We start from the raw sequence: 18,370 nt of genomic DNA, 5'->3' as shown, positions 1-18,370 counted from the left end.
ACCTCGACCCGAGGTCAGGGCCATAGTCCCGGTCAGGTGCCGCTGGCAGAAGCCGGCCCTGAGGGGGAGTGAATGTTCAAGAGCATCAACCGCGTATCGGAACGAGTGTCACCCAGCGTGCGCGACCGCCTGGGGCGGATCGACACGGCCACGCTCTCCGACGCCATGGGTCGTCACGGAGCGATGTCGCACCGGATGCGACCGCTCGACCTCGGCAGCAAGCTCGTCGGCACGGCCGTCACGGCGCACTGCCCGGAGGGCGACAACCTGATGGTGCACAAGGCGTTGCAGCTCGGCGAGCCCGGCGACGTGCTGGTGGTGGACACCGGCGGCACCTACGACGCGACCGTGCTGGGTCGGAACATGTCGCTGTTCGCGCACCGGGTCGGGTTCGTCGGCGCGGTGATCGACGGCAGCGTCCGGGACCGGTCCGGCATCATGGCGATCCCGTTCCCGGTGTTCTGCGTCGGCATCGTGCCCCGGTCGGCGGTCAAGCACTCGGTCGGTTCGGTCAACGTGCCGGTGACCTGCGGCGGCGTCGTGGTCAGCCCGGGCGACGTGATCGTCGGCGACGAGGACGGCGTGGTGGTGGTCCCGCGCGGCATCGCCGAGCAGGTGGCCGAGGCCGCCGAGGCCCGCCTGCGGATGGAGGAGCAGCAGAAGCAGGACGTCCAGGACGAGGACCTGCCGCTGGAGATCCTCTACGGCCGGACCTGGGTCGACGAGCGGATGCGCCCGGCCCTGGCGGAGCCCTTCCAGATCCCCGGCACGCTGGCGTCACTCCCGGAGGCGGCGCCGCCGACGGCCGGCGGCGCCGCCACCCCGTCGGCGGTCGCCGGCGCGTCGACCGACGACGGGGGTCGGGCCTCATGAGCATCGCCGTCGCCATCGTCGGGTCGGGGAACATCGGCACCGACCTGATGGTCAAGATCCAGCGGTCGGCCGGGCTGGAGCTGGTCGCCATGGTCGGCGTCGACCCGGCCTCGGAGGGGCTGGCGCGGGCCCGCCGGGCGGGCGTGCCGACCTCCGCCGAGGGCGTCGACTGGCTGCTGCGCCAGGACCCGCTGCCGGACCTGGTCTTCGAGGCGACGTCGGCGTCGGCGCACCTGGCCAACCACACCCGGTACGCCGAGGCGGGCATCCCGGCGGTGGACCTGACCCCGGCGGCGGTGGGCCCGTTCGTCGTCCCCTCGGTCAACCTGGACCAGCACCTGGCCGCCCCGAACGTCAACATGATCACCTGTGGCGGGCAGGCCACCATCCCGATCGTCGCGGCCGTCTCGGCGGTCACCCCGGTCAGTTACGCGGAGATCGTGGCGTCCATCGCGTCCCGCTCGGCCGGGCCGGGCACCCGGGCCAACATCGACGAGTTCACGGTCACCACCGCCCGGGGCGTCGAGACCATCGGCGGCGCGGCCCGCGGTAAGGCGATCATCGTGCTCAACCCGGTGGACCCGCCGATGATCATGCGGGACACGGTGTTCTGCGCGATCGACCCGGACGCCGACCGGGGCCGGGTGACCGAGTCGATCCGGTCGATGGTGGACCGGGTCGCCGGCTACGTGCCCGGCTACCGGCTGGTCGCCGAGCCGCAGTTCGACGACCCGCGACCCGACTGGCACGGGCAGGCCCGGGTGACCGTCCTGCTGGAGGTCGAGGGACGCGGCGACCACCTGCCGCCGTACGCGGGGAACCTCGACATCATGACCGCCGCCGCCACCCGGGTCGGCGAGCGGATCGCCGCGGCGCGGGCGGAGGTGGCGGCGTGAGCGGCCCCCGGATCCGGATCACCGACACCACGCTGCGCGACGGCAGCCACGCCATGCGGCACCAGTTCCGGCCCGAGCACGTCCGGGCGACGGTACGGGCGCTGCGCGCCGCCAACGTGCCCGTCATCGAGGTCACCCACGGCGACGGCCTCGCCGGGTCCTCGTTCAACTACGGCTTCTCCGCCACCCCGGAGCTCGACCTGATCGACGTCGCGGTCGCCGAGGCCGGCGCCGCCACCGTCGCCGCGCTGCTGCTGCCCGGCGTGGGCACCACCGACGAGCTGCGCGCCGCCGTCGACCACGGGGTCGACCTGATCCGGGTGGCCACCCACTGCACCGAGGCGGACATCGCCGCCCAGCATCTCGGGCTGGCCCGCTCGTTGGGGGCCGAGACGGTCGGCTTCCTGATGATGTCGCACATGACCGGGCCGGAGCAACTCGCCCGGCAGGCCCGGATCATGGCGGACGACGGCGCGCAGTGCGTCTACATCGTCGACTCCGCCGGGGCGCTGCTCCCCGACGACGCCGCCGCCCGGGTCGCCGCCCTGCACGCCGAGCTCGGCGACCACGCCCAGGTCGGCTTCCACGGGCACAACAACCTGGCCATGGGGGTGGCCAACTCGGTGGCCGCCGTCCGGGCCGGCGCCCGGCAGATCGACGGCGCTACCCGGGCCCTCGGCGCGGGCGCCGGCAACTCCCCGACCGAGGTGCTCACCGCCGTCTTCGACCGGCTCGGCATCGTCACCGGCGTCGACCTGGGCGCGATCCTGGACGCCGCCGAGGACGTGGTGCTGCCGTACGTCGACCGGGAGCCGGTGATGGACCGGGCGTCGATCGTCATGGGCTACGCCGGCGTCTACTCCAGTTTCCTGCTGCACGCCGAGCGGGCCGCCCAGCGGTACGGCGTGCCCAGCCACGAGATCCTCCGCGAGGCCGGTCGACGCCGCTACGTGGGCGGTCAGGAGGACCTCCTGATCGACGTCGCCGTGGCGCTCGCCGCCGCCCGTTCCCCGTCACCCACCGCCACCACCGATAGAGAGGTCCACGCTGATGCCACACCCTCGTCGTAGATACCTGGCGGCTGCCGCCGTCGTCCTGCTCGCGATCACCGGCTGCGGCAACCGCGGTGGCGAGCCCGCCGAGGTCGCCGCCCCCGACGGACTGGAGGCCGCCGCCCGGGAGGAGGGCACCGTGACCCTCTACAGCTCCGTGGAGGAGGACGCCACCGCCGCCTTCACCAAGTCCTTCACCGACAAGTACGACGTCGAGGTGCAGGTCGTCCGGCTGACCAGCGCCCAGCTCGCCCAGCGGTTCGCCGCCGAGGCGCAGGCCGGCGCGCCCGCCGCCGACGCGCTGCTGATCTCGCGTACCGGCTTCACCGCGCAGGCGATCGACAGCGGCTGGCTGGTGCCGCTGGCCGACGCGGGGCTGCCCGACTTCCCGGGCGACCTGGACGAGCGGTTCGTGCTGCCCGACGAGGGCACCGCCATCTCGATCATCCAACCGGCCGGGATCGCCTACAACACCGACCTGGTGTCGGCCGCCGAGGCCCCGAAGACCTGGGAGGACCTGCTCGACCCGAAGTGGAAGGGCAGGATCGCCATTCCCGACCCGGCGTCGTCCGCGTCGTACATCGGGGAGTGGCTGGTGGTGGCGGAGGCCAGCGGACCGGACTTCCTCCAGCGCTTCGCCGCCCAGGACCTCAAGAAGTACGCCAGCGGGGTGCCGGCCGCGGCGGCGGTGGCCGCCGGCGAGGCGGCGTTCTGCGTGATGGGTCTCGCCTCGCACATCGTGGACCCGAAGGCCAACGGCGCGCCGATCGAGTTCGTGGCCCCGGCGTTGACCAGCGGCGCGGAGGTGGTTCCCGGGGTGGCGGCCAACGGCCAGCACCCGAACGCGGCCCGGCTGCTCATCCAGTACGCGCTCTCCGCCGAGGGCAGCAAGGTCCTCGCCGACGCGGCCGGGGCGGTCTCCCCGTACGACACCACGAAACTGCCGGCCGAGTACGTCTCGCCCGACCTGGCCGGGGCCGAGACCAAGCAGGCGCAGGTCATCGCCAACCTCGGGCTGAGCTGATGGGGGCACGCCGATGGTGACGCTCGCCCCGCCCGGGCCGGACACCGAGCCGGAGACCGCCGCGCCGACCCGGGCGGCCCGCCGCCGGATCACCCCGTTCGCCGCCATCGCGGTCACGGTGGCGACGGTGCTCGCCGTGCTCGCCACGTACCCGATCCTGCGGGTCGCGGTCGGCCTGGTCTACGTGGACGGTCGGCTCACCGTGCAGCCGATCCGGGACGTCCTGGCCATTCCCGACCTGGGCACGCTGATCGTCAACACGCTGGTCGCGGTCGTGGTGAGCGGCGTGGTCGCGCTGGTCCTCGGGTCGATCCTGGCCTGGCTGAACGAGCGGACCGACGCCCGGGTGGCCGGGCTGACCGACTCGATGCCGATGATCCCGTTCCTGCTGCCGCCGATCGCCGGCGCGGTCGGCTGGGTGCTGCTGCTCTCCACCAACGCGGGCCTGCTCAACGCGTTCATCAGGTGGGTGCTCGGCGGTGTCGGCATCCAGTTGACCGAGGGCCCGTTCGACATCTTCTCCTGGCCCGGCCTGATCTTCGTCTACACGCTCTACCAGGTCCCGTACGTGTTCATGCTGGTCACCACCGGGCTGCGCAACGCGGACGCGAGCCTCGACGAGCAGTCCCGGATCAGCGGGGCCGGTCGGCTGAAGACGCTGTGGCGGGTCACCCTGCCCGCGATCCGGCCCAGCATCGGCGGGGCGATCCTGCTGATGTGCTGGCAGGGCTTCTCGCTCTACTCGGTGCCGGTGATCATCGGCTCGGGCGCGGGCATCGACGTGATCTCCGTACGGATCGTGGACCTGCTGTCGTTCACGTACCCGCCGGAGACCGCCACCGCCGTCGGGCTGAGCTTCATCGTGCTGCTGTTCGTCGGCGTGATGTGGTACCTCCAGTCGCGGATGCTGCGCAGCGGCCGGCACGCCACCGTCGGCGGCAAGGGGCAGCGGTTCACCCGGCAGGAGCTGGGCGGCTGGAAGTGGCCGGCCCGGCTGCTCATCCTCGGCTACGGCGCGCTCGCCGTGGTGCTGCCGGCGATCGGGCTGCTGCTGGTGTCGCTGAACGGCTTCTGGACCCCGAAGATCAACTGGACGGGGCTGAGCCTGGACTCGGTCCGCGAGTCGGTCTTCGAGGACGGCCAGACGCTGACCGCCGTGCAGAACAGCCTCTGGCTCGGCATCGTCGGCGCGACCATCGGCATGGTGGCCGCCGCGCTGGTCGCCCTGCTCGTGGTCCGCTCCAAGCGGCGGGCGGTCCGCGCCCTCGACGGCGCGATCAAACTGCCCTCGGTCTTCTCGCACCTGGTGATCGCGGTCGGGATGATCCTCGCCTTCGGCGGGCCGCCGTTCTACCTCGGCGGCACCACGATGATCCTGCTGCTCGCGTACATCAGCATCTACCTGCCGCAGGGCTCGGTCGCCGCCGACTCGGCGGCCAGCCAGGTCGGCGGTGACCTGGCCGAGGCGTCCCAGATCAGCGGCGCCGGCGGCGGCAAGACCTTCCGCCGGGTCTACCTGCCGCTGATGGTGCCCGGCCTGGTCGCCGGCTGGGCCTTCCTGTTCGCCCGGATGGTCGGCGACCTCACCGCCACGGCGGTGCTCGCCGGCACCACCAACATGGTCGTCGGCTTCCGCATCCTGCAGATCTTCGAGAACGGGTCCTACGCGGAACTCGCCTCGCTGTCCGTCGTCCTGACCGCCGTCACCGCGCTGGTCGTCGGCCTCTGCCTCGCCTACTCCCGCTGGCAGGGCCGCTGGCAGGGCACCGGCGGGCGACGCAAGGGCAACCGATGACAACCCACGACACCGGAGGTGACAGGGGCATGGTCGCACCCGCCCAGGTCGAGAGCAGCACCGCCAGCACGGTCACGCCACCACCGGCGGCGGGCCCCATCGTGCGGGTCCGGAACCTGTCCAAGCGGTTCCGCCGCGCCGACGGCGCCGAGACGAAAGCCGTCGACGACGTCTCGTTCGACGTGGCGCGCGGCGAGTTCCTGGTCCTGCTCGGCCCGAGCGGCTGCGGCAAGACCACCCTGCTGCGCATGATCGCCGGGCTGGAGACGCCGGACGCCGGCACCGTCGAGATCGACGGCCAACCGGTGTACGACCACAGCCGCCGCCTGCTGGTGCCGCCGGAGAAACGACGGATCAGCATGATCTTCCAGTCGTACGCGCTGTGGCCGCACATGACGGTGGCGCAGAACGTCGCGTACCCGCTGGAGAACCGGGCGCAGAAACTGTCCCGCCCGGAGATCGCCGCCCGGGTCCAGGCCAGCCTCGACCAGGTGCACATCGGCGAGCTGGGCCGGCAGTACCCCGGCCAGATGAGCGGCGGCCAGCAGCAGCGGGTCGCGCTGGCCCGGGCCCTGGTGGCCGGCAACGACCTCATCCTCTTCGACGAGCCGCTGTCCAACGTCGACGCCAAGGTCCGGGAGCAGCTACGCGCCGAACTCGTCTCCATGCAACGGGAGCTGGGCTTCGCGGCCGTCTACGTCACCCACGACCAGCACGAGGCGATGGGGTTGGCGCACCGCATCGCGGTCATGGGGGAGGGACGGTTCGCCCAGCTCGGCGGCCCCCGCGACATCTACCACGACGCGACGTCCCGGTACGTGGCCAACTTCGTCGGCACCAGCAACGAGCTGCCCGGCGACGTGACCGGGCCGGACGCCGCCGGGCTGGCCACCGTCCGTACCGCGCTCGGCCCGGTACGCGGCCGGCTCGGCTCCGACCAGCTCCGCGACGGCGACCAGGCGATCGCCCTGTTCCGCCCCGAACGCGCCCACATCGCCCCCGCCACCGACGGGACCCGCCCCGGCCCGGCCGCCGGCGCTTCCGCCGGCGACAGCGACGGGGCCACCTTCACCGGGACGCTCAAGGCGGCGCTGTTCTTCGGCCCGCACACCGAGTACACCGTCGCCTGCGGCGAGCACGTGCTGCGGGTCTGGAGCAACACCCGCAGCGAGCTGCCGGAGGGCTCCACCGTCGAGGTCACCGTTGACGCGGCCGACGTCCGCATCCTCCAACCGTGAACCCCGCCCACGAACCAAGGAGAACCATGAGCGACTACGACTACGACGTCCTCGTCGTCGGGGCCGGCAACGCCGCCTTCTCGGCCGCGCACGCCGCCCGGGAGGAGGTGGCCCGGGTCGGCATGCTGGAGAAGGCCCCGGCCGCGGAGCTCGGCGGGAACTCCTACTTCACGCTCGGCTCCTTCCGGGCCACCTACCACGGCCTCGACGACCTGCGGCCGATCCTCAGCGAGCTCGACGAACGCGAAGCCGACCGGTACGACCTGGACCCGTACCCGGTGGACAAGTTCGCCGCCGACATGCTCCGGCTCACCCGGGGCCGCACCGACCCGACCCTGATGCGGATCCTCGTCGAGGACTCCTTCCCCACCCTCCGGTGGCTGCACCAGCACGGGGTCAAGTTCAAGCTCCAGTCCGACAACCAGGTCTTCGAGGTCAACGGCCGGAAGAAGTTCTGGGGCGGCGGCACCATCGCCACCGTCGGCGGCGGCATCGGGCTCATCGAGCAGCACCTCGCCGCCGCCAAGGCCACCGGCATCGACGTGCACACCGAACACCAGATGACCGGCTTCCTGATCGGCCCGACCGGGGCCGTGGAGGGAGTGATGTGCCGTACCCCGCAGGGCGAACGGCAGATCCGGGCCCGGGCGGTGGTGCTCGCCTCCGGCGGCTTCGAGGCCGACGCCCGGCTGCGGGCCGTGCACCTCGGCCCCGGCTGGGACACCGCCAAGGTACGCGGCAGCCGGCACAACACCGGCGAGGGCCTGATGAGCGCTCTCGGCGTCGGCGCGCAGGCGTACGGCAACTGGTCCGGCGCGCACGCGGTGGCCTGGGACATCAACGCCGGCCCGTACGGCAACCGGGTGCTCACCAACAAGCTGCAACGGCACTCGTACCCGTTCGGGATCACCGTCAACGTCGAGGGCGACCGGTTCGTCGACGAGGGGGCGGACTTCCGCAACTACACGTACGCCAAGATCGGGTCGGCGATCCTGCGGCAGACCGGCGGCCTCGCGTACCAGATCTTCGACCAGCGCGGCGTCGGTCTGCTCCGCACCGACTACGGCCACGACGGGGCCAGCCAGGTCGTCGCCGACTCGATCCGTGAGCTGGCCGAGAAGCTCGACCTCGACCCGGACCGGCTGGAGCGGACCATCACCGGGTACAACGCCTCCGTCGGCGACCGGCCGTTCGACCCGACCGTGCTGGACGGGCTCGCCACCAGCGGCCTCGAACCGCCCAAGAGCAACTGGGCCCAGCCCATCGACCGGCCACCGTACGTCGCGTTCCCGGTCGGCTGCGCGATCACCTTCACGTACGGCGGAGTCCGCATCGACGAGGACGCCCGGGTGCTCAACCAGGCCGACCAGCCGATCCCCGGCCTGCACGCGGCCGGCGAGGTCGTCGGCGGCCTCTTCTACGACAACTACCCCGGCGGCAGCGGGCTGATGTCCGGCGCGGTCTTCGGCCGGCGGGCCGGCCGGACCGCCGCCCGGCACAGCCGGGACCGGGGATGACCGGACCGGCCACCGTCCTGCTCGGCGACACCGGGGTACGGGTGCCCCGGGTGGTCCTCGGCACCGCCACCTTCGGCGCGCAGTGCGACGAGGACACCTCCCGGGACATCCTGGACCGGGCGCTGGACCGGGGCATGTCCTGGCTGGACACCGCGACCAGCTACCCGCTGGGCAGCGGCGCTGACGCCGTCGGCGGCACCGAGGAGCTGCTCGGCCGGTGGCTGCCCGGCCGGCGCGACCAGGTGTTCCTGGCCACCAAGGTCTACAACCGGACCGGGCCGCAGCCCTGGCAGCTCGGCCTGTCCCGCAAGCACCTGCTGGCCGCCGTCGACGGGTCGCTGGCCCGGCTCGGCACCGACCACGTCGACCTGCTGCAACTGCACAGGTACGACCCGTCGACGCCGATCGAGGAGACCCTGGCCGCCCTGGACACGCTGGTCCGCGCCGGAAAGGTCAGGTACGTGGGCTGCTGCAACTTCCTGGCGTACCAGCTCGCCCGGGCGCTCACCCTCAGCGAGCTGGCCGGGCTGCCCCGGCTGCACACCGCGCAACTGCGGTACAGCCTGGTGCGGCGCGGCGCGGAGATCGAGGCGTTCCGGCTGTGCCGGGAGCAGCGGGTCGCCGTACTCGCGTTCAACCTGCTCGCCGGCGGCATCCTGACCGGCCGGTACGACCGCGACAAGCCGCCACCGGCGGGCAGCCGGTTCGCGGTGGGCGCCGCCGGTCGCCGCTACACCGAGCGGTACTGGACCGACGACACGTTCGCGACCGTCGACGCGCTGTCGGCGGTGGCCGCGCGGGCCGGGACCACCCTCGCGGTGCTGGCCACCGCCTGGGGGCTGCGCCACCCGGACGTGACCGCGCCCATCGTCGGGGTGAGCCGGGTCGACCAGCTCGACGCGGTCACCGACGCGCTGGAGCTGACCCTGCCCGACGACGTGTGGACCGAGGTGGACCGGCTCACCGCCGGACACCGTCACCAGGTCGAAGACATCGAGTTCGAGTCGAGCTGACGAGGAGATCCATCCTGATGACCACCACCCCCGAGCGGGCCTTCCCGTTCCTGCGCCTCAACGAGCGGCCCGACAAGCCGCGCACCGTCGGGCTCACCGAGATCCGCGGCCCCTACTACACCTCGTTCGGCCCGGACCACCTGCGCGACCTGCTGGAGTCCGTCGGCCCGCACGTGGACTCGTTCAAGTTCCCCGGCGCGTCGATGCCCCTGATGTCCGAGGCGACCCTGAAGAAGTTCATCGACGTCTGCCACGACCACAACGTCGAGGTCTCCACCGGCGGGCTCATCGAGTTCGTGCTGACCCGGGGTCCCGACGCCGTCGAACAGTACTTCCAGGCCATCGCCCGGTACGAGTTCGACATCGTGGAGATCTCCGTCGGGATGCTGTCCATCGCCGCCTCCGACTACCTGCGGCTGATCGAACGCGGACGCAAGGCCGGACTCAAGGTGAAAGCCGAGGTCGGCATCCAGTTCGGGGCCGGCGGCACCTCGTCGGTGGAGGAGCTCGCCGCCGAGGGCACCGGCGACCCCGGCTACGCGGTGCAACGCGCCCGCCGCGCCTTCGACGCCGGCGCGAACCTGGTCATGCTGGAGTCCGAGGGGATCACCGAACAGGTCCGTACCTGGCGCACCGACGTGCCGGCGCTGTTCATCGCCGAGTTCGGCCTGGAATCGGTGATGTTCGAGGCCGCCGACCCGCCGGTCTTCGAGTGGTACGTGAAGAACTACGGCCCCGAGGTCAACGTCTTCATCGACCACAGTCAGGTCTACCAGCTCGAATGTCTCCGCTCCGGGATCTGGGGCACCAAGGGCCTCTGGGGCCGGGTCGTCAGCTACAAGGGGTGACCCGCCGGGCCGTCGGGTGGCCGCTGCTCGTCCAGTCCGGCCTGGTGCTGGGCGGGTACGCGGCCGTCCGCCCGATGACCGGGTACCGGGCCATCGAGTTGCAGGCCGGCAACACCGGCATCGGGCTGCTCGCGGCCAGCTTCTCCGTGCTGCCGCTGCTGCTCGCGTACCCGGTGGGTCGGCAGGCCGACCGGTTCGGTCCGGCCCGGCTGATGGTGGTCGGCGCCGGGCTGTTCACCGGGGCGGGCGTGCTGGCCGTGCTGGCCGGCACCCTGCCGGTGCTGCTGGTGGCCAGCGCGCTGCTCGGCCTCGGCCAACTCGTCAGCGTCGTCGGCCAGCAGTCCACCGTCGCGGTGAGCGGCACGGCGAACCTGGACCGCGGCTTCGGCCTGCTCACCGCGGCCGGCGCCGTCGGGCAGGCGGCCGGCCCGCTGCTGGCCGCCGGGGCGGCGAGCGTGCCCGGCGTCGGCCCGTCACCGGCGGCCGTCGGGCTGGCCATCGGTACGGCTATCTGCGCCGCCTCGGCGTTCTGCCTGAAACCGCTGCTGCGGGCCGCGCCCCGCTCCCGGGCCCCGGCCCCCCGATCGTCGTGGCGGGTGGCGGCCGGCATGGTCGGCGTACCCGGGATGACCGCGACCCTGGTCGCCGGCGGCGTGGTGCTGGCGGCGCTGGACCTGCTCTTCGTCTTCCTGCCGGCCTGGGCCGACGAGCGTGGCGTCCCGGTCGCGGCGGTGGGCGGGCTGCTCGCGCTGCGGGCCGCGGTAACCCTGCTCGCCCGGCTGGTCGTCGACCGGGTGGTGGCCCGCGCCGGCCGCCGACTGACCATGACGGCCTCGATCGCCGTCGCCGGGCTCGGCCTGCTGGCGCTGCCGCTGGTCCAACTCCCCGGCGCCGCCGTGATCATGCTGTTCCTCGGGATCGGGTTGGGCGTGGCGCAACCGCTGGCCATGTCCTGGGTGGCCGACGCCGCCCGCCCCGGCACCCGGGGGGCCGCCATGGGCCTGCGGCTGACCGCGAACCGCCTCGCCCAGACCGCGCTACCGGTCGCCGTGGGGGCCTTCTCCACCGGCGCGGCCGGCGTGTTCTGGGCGGTCGGCGCGCTGCTCGCCCTCTCGGCGGGGACCCTGCTCCGGATGCCCCCGGACCGACCCCGGCCCGGCCCGCCACCCGGCCCACCACCCTGACCGTCGCGCTGGTCCGCCGTGTGGTTCGTCTGCTGTGGGTCTGTCGCCCCGGTCCGCCGGTCGGCTGTGCGCCGCCGGTCCTCGTCCGATTCGATCGGTGTGGCGTGCGCTCCCGGTCCTTGTCCGTTCGACGAGCTGCCGGAAGAAGCGGGCCAGGAGGTAGTGGCCGGTTCGCAGCCTTTGGAGCTGCCCCGGATATGGGGCACACTCACTGCGACGGCGGTGGCGGCCCCGCCCCATGCTGCCTGCGGTGGTCCCAGCGCTGCCCCAGATGCGGCGCTGCCCCAGATGCGGCGCTGCCCCAGATGTGGGGCAGCTCCAAAGGGCCCGGCGTCCCTATCTACCTGCCGCTCCACCACGCGGCGTCCCTGTCCGTCCGCCGCGCCTGCCGCCGGCCCGGACTTCGGCCCCAGCCCGAAGTCCGGCCCAGCCCGAAGTCCGGCACCGGCGGGCAGGCGCCGGGGCTCAGGGTCACCTGGTCGTGGGCGGTGCCGCGACAGGCTCAGGTCGCGGTGGGCGGGCGCAGGTCGAGGACACCGACGGTCTGGCCGCCGCTGCGTTCGCCGGTCGGTCGGAAACCGAGCCTCAGGTAGAACTCCTCGGGGCCGCCGGGGCGGGGCTCCCAGGTGACGTACGCGCGGGTGCCGCCCCGGGCCCGGATCTCCGCGCACACGGCGTCGACGGCGTACCGGCCGTAGCCCCTGCCCTGGGCGTCGGCGGCGATGTTCAGCCGCCACAGGCCGGAGCGCCGGTCGGTCGGGTCGCGCTCGGGATACCACGGAATCTCGAGGAAGGCCATCAGGAAGCCGACCAACCGGTCCCCGTCGTAGATGAGCCGGGGCCAGGCGTGCTCGGGGAAGACGTACGCCTCGGCCAGTGACTTCACCACCGGCGCGACCAGATCCTCCTGGTCGGGGCGTACGGACAGCGCCAGCGCCGCCTCGTAGTTCGTCGGGGTGATCGTCTCCAGCCGCATTCGGCCGACCCTAGCGGCGGGACGGGCCGCCGGCGAACGTGTAACGCCGGCCCGGGGGAGCGGGCCGGCGTTACACGTCCACGGAGATCAGCAGTTGGTGTAGCCGCTGCCCGTCTTGCTCCACGAGCAGCTGTCGACCAGCGAACCGGAGGCGTTGCGCAGGTACGCGGTGTCGCCGGTGTTGTTCCAGACGTACCAGGAACGGCCCCAGTACCGGTTGGTGCCCTTGTTGGTGCCCTTGCCGGTACGGATGAGAATGCTGTTCTTCCCGGCGACCTTGAAGTCACCGGTGAACTTGTACGTGTAGCCGGTCTTGTCGCGCACGTACCAGCCCTTGAGGTTGACGACCGAGCTGCGCGTGTTGGTCAGCCGGACGTACTCGGCGTTCAGGCTGCTGTTGGACCCGGAGTCGCTGCCCGGCGAGTCGTAGTAGACCTTGGTGAACATGACCGCCGGGGCGGCCTGCGCCGGGCTGGCGGCGGCCAGCGAACCGCCGACCAGGACGGTGAGCGCCGAGACGAACCCGATCAACCGGTTCTTCAAGTGGTCCTCCTGGCGAAGAAGAATATGTCGGCCGGGGTGGTGCCCGCGCCGGCCGGACGCCTTAGTGGCGTCGAATTCGGCCAAGATCTTAACCCCGCTCGCCGACAGTTCCGCCATACCCGGACAGGGCCAGCGCCATTGTCTGCCCGGTCGTCCGACCACACCGTCCGATCTGGACAGACGCCGGTCGGAGGATCCGTGATCGGACGACCGGGCAGGGCCGGACTCGTTCGGTGCGGCTCGACCCGGGTTCAGGAGATGGCATATTGCCGACCGGCGGTTGAGGGCGCAGGTGGGGCAGGCTACCGTCCCTGCCGTGACCACTTGGGAGTACGCGGCGATCGTGGTGAAGAACGACTCCACCATCGTGTGGCTGCACACCGGCGGCGAACGGAAAATGGCGGCGAGCCGGCCGATCGAGGCGCTGAACCAGGCCGGAAAGGACGGTTGGGAGGCGATCAGCGCCGAGACCCCTGCCCACGGATCCGCCTTCTGGGGCTACGGCAACATCGTCTATACCCTGAAAAGGCCGATCTGACCCGGGGAGGAGAACCACGTGACCGGTTCCTCGTCGGGACCAGCCGATCCACTGCCCAGCGCGGTCCAGCGGCGCGACGCGCCAGCTCGGCGAATCGGGATCCCGGCGCTGTTCGGTGCGGTATTCGGCGCCCTGATCGGCGGGATGTGGCGGACGCTGACCGAGTCTGACCGGTCGGCCGAGGACACGACCGGTCAGCTCTACCTGGCCGTGGTCGTCGGGCTACCGCTGCTGCCAGGGGTGCCCCGTCCGGTCCGGATCGCCACGGTCGCTCGGCAGGCCGCGCCTGCGGGGTTGCTTCCCGTCCTTGGCTGAAGCCTGTTCATGACGATCGGCCGTGGTGGGCGCGGCGGGGAGAGTGCGTCGAGGATGTCTTCCATGAGTGACACACCGCAGCTCGGCCCCGTGCCCCGACGCATCGCCGTCGACCCGGAACAGGTGCGCCGGCTCGTCGCCGACCAGTTCCCCCGCTGGGCCGACCTGCCGGTGCGGCCCGTCGCCGACGGTGGCTGGGACAACTGGACCTTCCACCTCGGCGACCGGATGTTGGCGCGGCTGCCCAGCGCCGCCGAGTACGCCGAGGCGGTCGGGAAGGAACACCGCTGGCTTCCGGCGCTCGCCCCCCGACTCCCGCTGCCCATCCCCGTCCCCCTGGCGAAGGGCGAGCCCGGCGCGGGCTACCCGTACCCGTGGTCGATCTACCGGTGGCTCGACGGCGAGCCGGCGAGCGCGGACCGGATCGCCGACCCCCGCCGGTTCGCGCTCGACCTGGCCGGGTTCCTGGCGGCCCTGTGGAGCGTCGACACCACCGACGGTCCCCGACCCGGGCAGCACAACTGGTACCGGGGCGGCACGCTGCGCACCTACGACGGGCAAGCCCGGCGTGCGCTCTCGGCCCTCGACGGCCACGTCGACACCAGGCTGGCCCGCAAGATCTGGTCGAGCGCGCTCGCCGCGCCCTGGGACGGCGTGGAGAGCTGGTTCCACGGTGACGTCGCGCCGGGGAATCTCCTGCTCGACGACGGGAGGCTGGCGGCGGTCATCGACTTCGGGACCTGCGGCGTCGGCGACCCGGCCTGTGACCTGGCGGTCGCGTGGACCCTGCTGACCACCGACGGCCGGCAGGCGTTCCGGGAGCGGCTCTCCGTCGACGACGCGACCTGGGCGCGCGGGCGGGGCTGGGCACTCTGGAAGACGCTCGTCACCTGCGCCTCCGCCCTGGGCGATGCCGACGACGTGGCCGTGCGCGCCCGGCGCGTCCTCGACGGGATCTTCTCCGAGTACGCGGCCAGCGCCGTCACCCCGCCCGTCCCGTAACCGGCAAGGCACGAACGTCAGACGCGGGCCGAGCAGTCAGGCTGCGGCGAGTTTCCGTACGACTTACTGGTTGAGGCTCCGGCAGGCACCACCCCGGCACATGGTCGGGCGTGCGCCGGGGTGGCGGAGTTGGCTGTTCGGCGCTTGTCGCTACCGGCTGTCGCTCGTCTCGACGCGGGCGATGAGCTGCTTGAGTCGCGCGATCTCGTCGGCGAGCGCGGTGTCGCCGGCCGCGGTGAGGGTGATCCAGGTGCGGCCACGCCGGCCCTCGTAGCCCTTCTCGATCTCGATCAGGCCAGCCGTCTCCAGCACGCTGAGGTGCTTGGAGAGGTTGCCGGCCGTCAGTTCGAGGTGGGCGCGCAGGTAACCGAACTCGACCCGGCGTGCCTCGTGCGCGATCGTCAGGATGCCGAGCCGGGCCCGCTGGTGCACCACCTCGTCCAGCCCGGTGACCGGGTGCCCGGCGTCCGGGTCCGGCGTGCCGGTCACGGCCGTCACCGCCGCCGCCTGCGGGCCGCCGCGAAGAACCCGGCCGCGCCGAGCAGCAGCGCCGCGCCGCTGACGACCTGCGGTGCCGCGAACCGGGCCTGAAGTCCCCAGCCCGCCGGTCCCCAGCCCTCGTTCGTCGGCAGCGCCAACAGCACCAGGGCCAGGTAGGCGAGGGTGAACAGCAACAGCCCGACGTTGCGCTCCAGCCGGGCCAGCACCAACAACGCGACCCCGATCATGCCCCAGGGCAGGACCAGCCGGTCCAGCACCAACCACCAGTACGGCAGCGGGCCGTCCGGGAACGGGTGGCTCGGAAAATACAGGGCCGCGGCCACCCCCAAGGCGGTGAACACGACGGTCGTCACCGCGCCGGCGATCACGTACGGCATCACGCGGGCGCCGAGGCCGCGCGCCCGGGCGGCCCGCACGTAGCCGACGGCGATCGCCGCGTAGCCGAGCAGGAGCGCCGGGGGCCAGTAGAACAGCATGCCCCGCCGGGCGAACTCGCAGCTCGTGTCCGGGTTGCACCGCACCTGCATGCCGAGCCAGTCGAACGGGATCCCGAGGAGGGTCACCGCGCCCAGCACCAGCAGGGCGATCCAGGTCATCCGTTGGTCGAGGCGCACCCGGCGCGCCAGGGAGCGAACGTCGGACAGCAGGCGGCGGGGATCGCCGCCGGCGGACAGCGACTCAGTAGTCATGCCAATAGGTTTCCACAGCAAACCTGTCGGCGCTAGTGTCAGATCGGGTCGAGGCGTCGCGGAGCGCGCCCGGCGGCTGCGGCGGGCTACCGAGGCTTCTGGTCGGTGACGTCGGGATACGGCGCTGCCCCAGATGTGGGGCAGCTCCAAAGGCGCGGCGTACCTACCTACCGCTCCACCACGCGGCGTCCCTATCCGTCCGCCGCACCTGCCTGCCGGGCCGAACTTCGGCTCCAGCCCGAATTCCTGCCCCGGCAGGCAGGGCGCCGGCGAAGTGGCGGCTCAACGTTCCTGTGCGACACGGGCCTGCTGCCAGTGCCGGCACACGATTTTGTGGGCCTCGTCCGCAGAGGCGATCGCGAGTCCGATCTCTGCGGCCAGGAGCGCGTACCGCCCAGCCCACGCCACTGGTGGCGGCGAAAGGTCGTCCGGTACGGAGTGGGTTCGCCGGATGGCGAAGACATGATGGACCCGACGGACGAGAGCGGCGTCCGCCGGCACGCCGTCCTCCACCAGGAGCGCCAGGTCGACCAGGTCCCTGACCCTGGTCGACTCCCCGGTCTCGTACAACCGGGTCAGGGCGCGCAGCTCCACGCCGCCGATCTCCTCCGCGCGTGCCACCACATCGAGCCTGAGTTTTGCGAACAGGTGCCCAGCGAGCCGGCACTCGACGGGGAACCGCCACGCCGGTCGCCCGTACGCGTCGTACCGTAAGCCAGCCGACGACGGAGCCAGTTCGGGTCCCGGCCCAGGGTCCGCGCGCGATCGAGGAGCCGAGCGTCCAGAGCGGCCCGCAGAGCGGAGGCGCTCGGGTATCGTCCGCTCACCGCTCTACGACCCTCAGCGCCAGATGGACGCCGAGCCGTGACCGGTGGCTGGGCGGTTCATTCTCCTGATATCGGGGTGACTCCTCGGCTGGTCACCCCGATATCAGGAAAGCGGAGTCGATCAAGGGGTGGCGTGGCCGGACCGGGAGGGATCAGAGGGGCCGCGTGGTGACCCGGCCTGTGCCAACATCCGTGCATGGTGGTCGGGGGGCCGGCACGGACACGTCCGACACGTACGCCGGAAGGGGCGTCGGCGCGACTGGGCGGCCGGTACCGGCGGCTCTGGTCGGCGTCGGCGGCGTCGAACCTCGCCGACGGGGTCCTCAAGGTCGGGCTGCCGCTGGTCGCGGTCACCCACACCCGGTCGCCGACCCTGGTCGCCGGGGTCGCGGTGACGTTCAGCCTGCCGTGGCTGCTGTTCGCCCTGCCGGCGGGCGCGCTCGTCGACCGGCTCGACCGGCGTCGGGTGATGCTCGTCGCCAACACGCTGCGGGCGGCGCTGGTCGGCGCGCTGGCGGTGGCGGTGGCGTTCGACGTCGGCTCGATCTGGCTGCTCCACGTGGTGGCGTTCGCCGTCGGCGTCGCCGAGACCCTGTACGACACGGCCGCCCAGTCGATCCTGCCGCAGCTCGTGCCGCGTGACCTGCTGCCCCGGGCCAACGGGCGGCTGCACGCCGTCGAGCTGGCGGCGAACCAGTTCGTCGGCCCGCCGCTCGCCGGCGTGCTGGTGGGCGGGGGCGTCGCCGTCGCGCTGGCCGGGCCGGCCGGGCTGTGGGCGGTCGCGGTGGCGGCGCTGCTGTTCGTCGGCGGCCGGTTCCGCGTGGCACGGGCGGGTCCGGCCACGAGCGTCCGGGCCGACATCGGCGAGGGGCTGCGGTTCCTGTGGCGGCACCGGCTGCTGCGCACCTTGGCGGTCATGGTGGGGGTCAGCAACTTCACCACCAACGGGGTGGTCGCCGTGCTGGTGCTCCACGCGGTCGGCCCAGGCTCCGCGATGGGGTTCACCGAAGCCGCGTACGGCCTGCTGTTGACCTCCCTCGCCGCCGGCATGGTCGTGGGGCTGCTGCTCGCGCCCCGACTGGAACGCCTGCTCGGCCGGGCGACGGCGCTCGGGGTGTCCATGCTCGCCTGCGCCGCGCTCGTCGCCGCGCCGGCGCTGACCACCGACCCGTTCGTGCTCGGCGCGATCTTCCTCGGCGGTGGGGTCCTGGTCGCCGCCTGGGGCGTCATCACGGTGTCGCTGCGCCAGCGGGTGACACCGGACCGGCTGCTCGGCCGGGTCAACAGCGCCTACCGGCTGCTCGCCCGGGGCAGCCTGCCGCTCGGCGCGCTGGCCGGCGGGCTGTTGGCGGAGCTGTTCGGCCTCCGCGCGGTCTTCATGATCATGGGGGTGTTGGCGCTGGCGCTGCTGGCCGGCATGCCCTGGGTCACCGACGCCGCGATCGACGCCGCCGAGCGGGACGCCACCTGACCAGGGCCCGTCGGCCCAGAACCTCTCGCCGCCCGATCGGACGCGTGGGGGCGGGCCGGAGACGGCCC

General features: G+C 72.6%; 19 protein-coding genes. 14 read left to right on the top strand and 5 right to left on the bottom strand.

From position 1 onward, the window contains the following. Nucleotides 1-117 precede the first annotated feature (117 nt). Genes O7606_RS15070 through O7606_RS15025 form a run of 10 tightly spaced genes read left to right on the top strand, consistent with a single transcriptional unit; the run spans nucleotide 118 to nucleotide 11,440 of the window. The gene (locus O7606_RS15070) at nucleotides 118-873 is read left to right on the top strand and encodes an RraA family protein (RefSeq protein ID WP_281594662.1); all 756 of its coding nucleotides are present in this window, start codon (nucleotides 118-120) and stop codon (nucleotides 871-873) included. After that, nucleotides 870-1,769: an acetaldehyde dehydrogenase (acetylating) gene (locus O7606_RS15065; RefSeq protein ID WP_281594661.1), complete on the top strand. Its 900-nt coding sequence runs from the start codon at nucleotides 870-872 to the stop codon at nucleotides 1,767-1,769. The genes O7606_RS15070 and O7606_RS15065 overlap by 4 nt, the downstream gene beginning before the upstream one ends. Beyond that, nucleotides 1,766-2,839, top strand: a complete 1,074-nt coding sequence (gene dmpG / locus O7606_RS15060) for a 4-hydroxy-2-oxovalerate aldolase (protein WP_281594660.1) — start codon at nucleotides 1,766-1,768, stop codon at nucleotides 2,837-2,839. Before O7606_RS15065 ends, dmpG begins: the two co-directional genes overlap by 4 nt. Beyond that, nucleotides 2,820-3,845 (top strand): extracellular solute-binding protein, encoded by a 1,026-nt coding sequence (locus tag O7606_RS15055; protein WP_281594659.1) that lies wholly within the window; start codon nucleotides 2,820-2,822, stop codon nucleotides 3,843-3,845. Before dmpG ends, O7606_RS15055 begins: the two co-directional genes overlap by 20 nt. Before the next feature lie 13 nt (nucleotides 3,846-3,858). After that, on the top strand, nucleotides 3,859-5,640 hold the full coding sequence (locus O7606_RS15050; RefSeq protein WP_281594658.1) for an iron ABC transporter permease: 1,782 nt from the start codon (nucleotides 3,859-3,861) through the stop codon (nucleotides 5,638-5,640). Between the two features lie 29 nt (nucleotides 5,641-5,669). Continuing rightward, nucleotides 5,670-6,878 carry an ABC transporter ATP-binding protein gene (locus tag O7606_RS15045; protein ID WP_281594657.1) on the top strand — a complete coding sequence of 403 codons (1,209 nt, stop codon included), beginning with the start codon at nucleotides 5,670-5,672 and terminating at the stop codon, nucleotides 6,876-6,878. Nucleotides 6,879-6,904: 26 nt separating this feature from the next. Next, nucleotides 6,905-8,395 carry an FAD-dependent tricarballylate dehydrogenase TcuA gene (tcuA, locus tag O7606_RS15040; RefSeq protein WP_281594656.1) on the top strand — a complete coding sequence of 497 codons (1,491 nt, stop codon included), beginning with the start codon at nucleotides 6,905-6,907 and terminating at the stop codon, nucleotides 8,393-8,395. After that, nucleotides 8,392-9,408: an aldo/keto reductase gene (locus tag O7606_RS15035; RefSeq protein WP_281594655.1), complete on the top strand. Its 1,017-nt coding sequence runs from the start codon at nucleotides 8,392-8,394 to the stop codon at nucleotides 9,406-9,408. Before tcuA ends, O7606_RS15035 begins: the two co-directional genes overlap by 4 nt. Nucleotides 9,409-9,425: 17 nt before the next feature. After that, nucleotides 9,426-10,256 carry a phosphosulfolactate synthase gene (locus tag O7606_RS15030; RefSeq protein WP_281594654.1) on the top strand — a complete coding sequence of 277 codons (831 nt, stop codon included), beginning with the start codon at nucleotides 9,426-9,428 and terminating at the stop codon, nucleotides 10,254-10,256. Beyond that, the gene (locus tag O7606_RS15025) at nucleotides 10,253-11,440 is read left to right on the top strand and encodes an MFS transporter (RefSeq protein WP_281594653.1); all 1,188 of its coding nucleotides are present in this window, start codon (nucleotides 10,253-10,255) and stop codon (nucleotides 11,438-11,440) included. Before O7606_RS15030 ends, O7606_RS15025 begins: the two co-directional genes overlap by 4 nt. 502 nt (nucleotides 11,441-11,942) lie before the next feature. Here the strand turns inward: O7606_RS15025 and O7606_RS15020 are convergent. Next, complete coding sequence (locus O7606_RS15020; protein ID WP_281594652.1) at nucleotides 11,943-12,416, bottom strand: GNAT family N-acetyltransferase; 474 nt, start codon at nucleotides 12,414-12,416, stop codon at nucleotides 11,943-11,945. Nucleotides 12,417-12,503: 87 nt separating this feature from the next. Beyond that, a complete protein-coding gene (locus O7606_RS15015; protein ID WP_281594651.1) occupies nucleotides 12,504-12,959 on the bottom strand; it encodes a lamin tail domain-containing protein in 456 nt (151 codons plus the stop codon). A gap of 316 nt (nucleotides 12,960-13,275) precedes the next feature. On the opposite strand from O7606_RS15015, the gene O7606_RS15010 reads away from it, so the two are divergent. The 3 genes from O7606_RS15010 to O7606_RS15000 all read left to right on the top strand — a co-directional run bounded on the left by O7606_RS15010 (nucleotide 13,276) and on the right by O7606_RS15000 (nucleotide 14,814). Further along, nucleotides 13,276-13,497, top strand: a complete 222-nt coding sequence (locus O7606_RS15010) for a hypothetical protein (protein WP_281594650.1) — start codon at nucleotides 13,276-13,278, stop codon at nucleotides 13,495-13,497. An 18-nt stretch (nucleotides 13,498-13,515) separates the two neighbouring features. After that, the gene (locus tag O7606_RS15005) at nucleotides 13,516-13,812 is read left to right on the top strand and encodes a hypothetical protein (RefSeq protein ID WP_281594649.1); all 297 of its coding nucleotides are present in this window, start codon (nucleotides 13,516-13,518) and stop codon (nucleotides 13,810-13,812) included. A 63-nt stretch (nucleotides 13,813-13,875) separates the two neighbouring features. Next, nucleotides 13,876-14,814 (top strand): aminoglycoside phosphotransferase family protein, encoded by a 939-nt coding sequence (locus O7606_RS15000; RefSeq protein WP_281594648.1) that lies wholly within the window; start codon nucleotides 13,876-13,878, stop codon nucleotides 14,812-14,814. Between the two features lie 150 nt (nucleotides 14,815-14,964). On the opposite strand, the gene O7606_RS14995 is transcribed toward O7606_RS15000, so the two are convergent. The 3 genes from O7606_RS14995 to O7606_RS14985 all read right to left on the bottom strand — a co-directional run bounded on the left by O7606_RS14995 (nucleotide 14,965) and on the right by O7606_RS14985 (nucleotide 16,625). Then, nucleotides 14,965-15,312 (bottom strand): transcriptional regulator, encoded by a 348-nt coding sequence (locus O7606_RS14995; protein WP_281594647.1) that lies wholly within the window; start codon nucleotides 15,310-15,312, stop codon nucleotides 14,965-14,967. Further along, nucleotides 15,309-16,004, bottom strand: coding sequence for a hypothetical protein (locus tag O7606_RS14990; protein ID WP_281594646.1), 696 nt, complete (start codon nucleotides 16,002-16,004; stop codon nucleotides 15,309-15,311). The genes O7606_RS14995 and O7606_RS14990 overlap by 4 nt, the downstream gene beginning before the upstream one ends. 282 nt (nucleotides 16,005-16,286) lie before the next feature. Continuing rightward, on the bottom strand, nucleotides 16,287-16,625 hold the full coding sequence (locus tag O7606_RS14985) for a hypothetical protein (protein WP_281594645.1): 339 nt from the start codon (nucleotides 16,623-16,625) through the stop codon (nucleotides 16,287-16,289). A 402-nt stretch (nucleotides 16,626-17,027) separates the two neighbouring features. On the opposite strand from O7606_RS14985, the gene O7606_RS14980 reads away from it, so the two are divergent. Continuing rightward, nucleotides 17,028-18,302 (top strand): MFS transporter, encoded by a 1,275-nt coding sequence (locus O7606_RS14980; protein ID WP_281594644.1) that lies wholly within the window; start codon nucleotides 17,028-17,030, stop codon nucleotides 18,300-18,302. Nucleotides 18,303-18,370: the final 68 nt, after the last annotated feature.

Source organism: Micromonospora sp. WMMD882 (genome assembly GCF_027497255.1).
Taxonomy (GTDB): domain Bacteria; phylum Actinomycetota; class Actinomycetes; order Mycobacteriales; family Micromonosporaceae; genus Micromonospora.
The sequence above is the reverse complement of the archived record's forward strand: the minus strand, read 5'-3'. Positions and strand labels throughout refer to the sequence as shown.

Bases quoted from the DNA above. Each gene is read 5' to 3' on its own strand.
- O7606_RS14990 (WP_281594646.1), bottom strand. From the start codon at position 16,004: ATGACTACTGAGTCGCTGTCCGCCGGCGGCGATCCCCGCCGCCTGCTG.
- O7606_RS15020 (WP_281594652.1), bottom strand. From the start codon at position 12,416: ATGCGGCTGGAGACGATCACCCCGACGAACTACGAGGCGGCGCTGGCG.
- O7606_RS15035 (WP_281594655.1), top strand. From the start codon at position 8,392: ATGACCGGACCGGCCACCGTCCTGCTCGGCGACACCGGGGTACGGGTG.
- O7606_RS15000 (WP_281594648.1), top strand. From the start codon at position 13,876: ATGAGTGACACACCGCAGCTCGGCCCCGTGCCCCGACGCATCGCCGTC.
- O7606_RS15030 (WP_281594654.1), top strand. From the start codon at position 9,426: ATGACCACCACCCCCGAGCGGGCCTTCCCGTTCCTGCGCCTCAACGAG.
- O7606_RS15050 (WP_281594658.1), top strand. From the start codon at position 3,859: ATGGTGACGCTCGCCCCGCCCGGGCCGGACACCGAGCCGGAGACCGCC.
- O7606_RS14980 (WP_281594644.1), top strand. From the start codon at position 17,028: ATGGTGGTCGGGGGGCCGGCACGGACACGTCCGACACGTACGCCGGAA.
- O7606_RS15045 (WP_281594657.1), top strand. From the start codon at position 5,670: ATGGTCGCACCCGCCCAGGTCGAGAGCAGCACCGCCAGCACGGTCACG.
- tcuA (WP_281594656.1), top strand. From the start codon at position 6,905: ATGAGCGACTACGACTACGACGTCCTCGTCGTCGGGGCCGGCAACGCC.
- O7606_RS15055 (WP_281594659.1), top strand. From the start codon at position 2,820: ATGCCACACCCTCGTCGTAGATACCTGGCGGCTGCCGCCGTCGTCCTG.
- O7606_RS15065 (WP_281594661.1), top strand. From the start codon at position 870: ATGAGCATCGCCGTCGCCATCGTCGGGTCGGGGAACATCGGCACCGAC.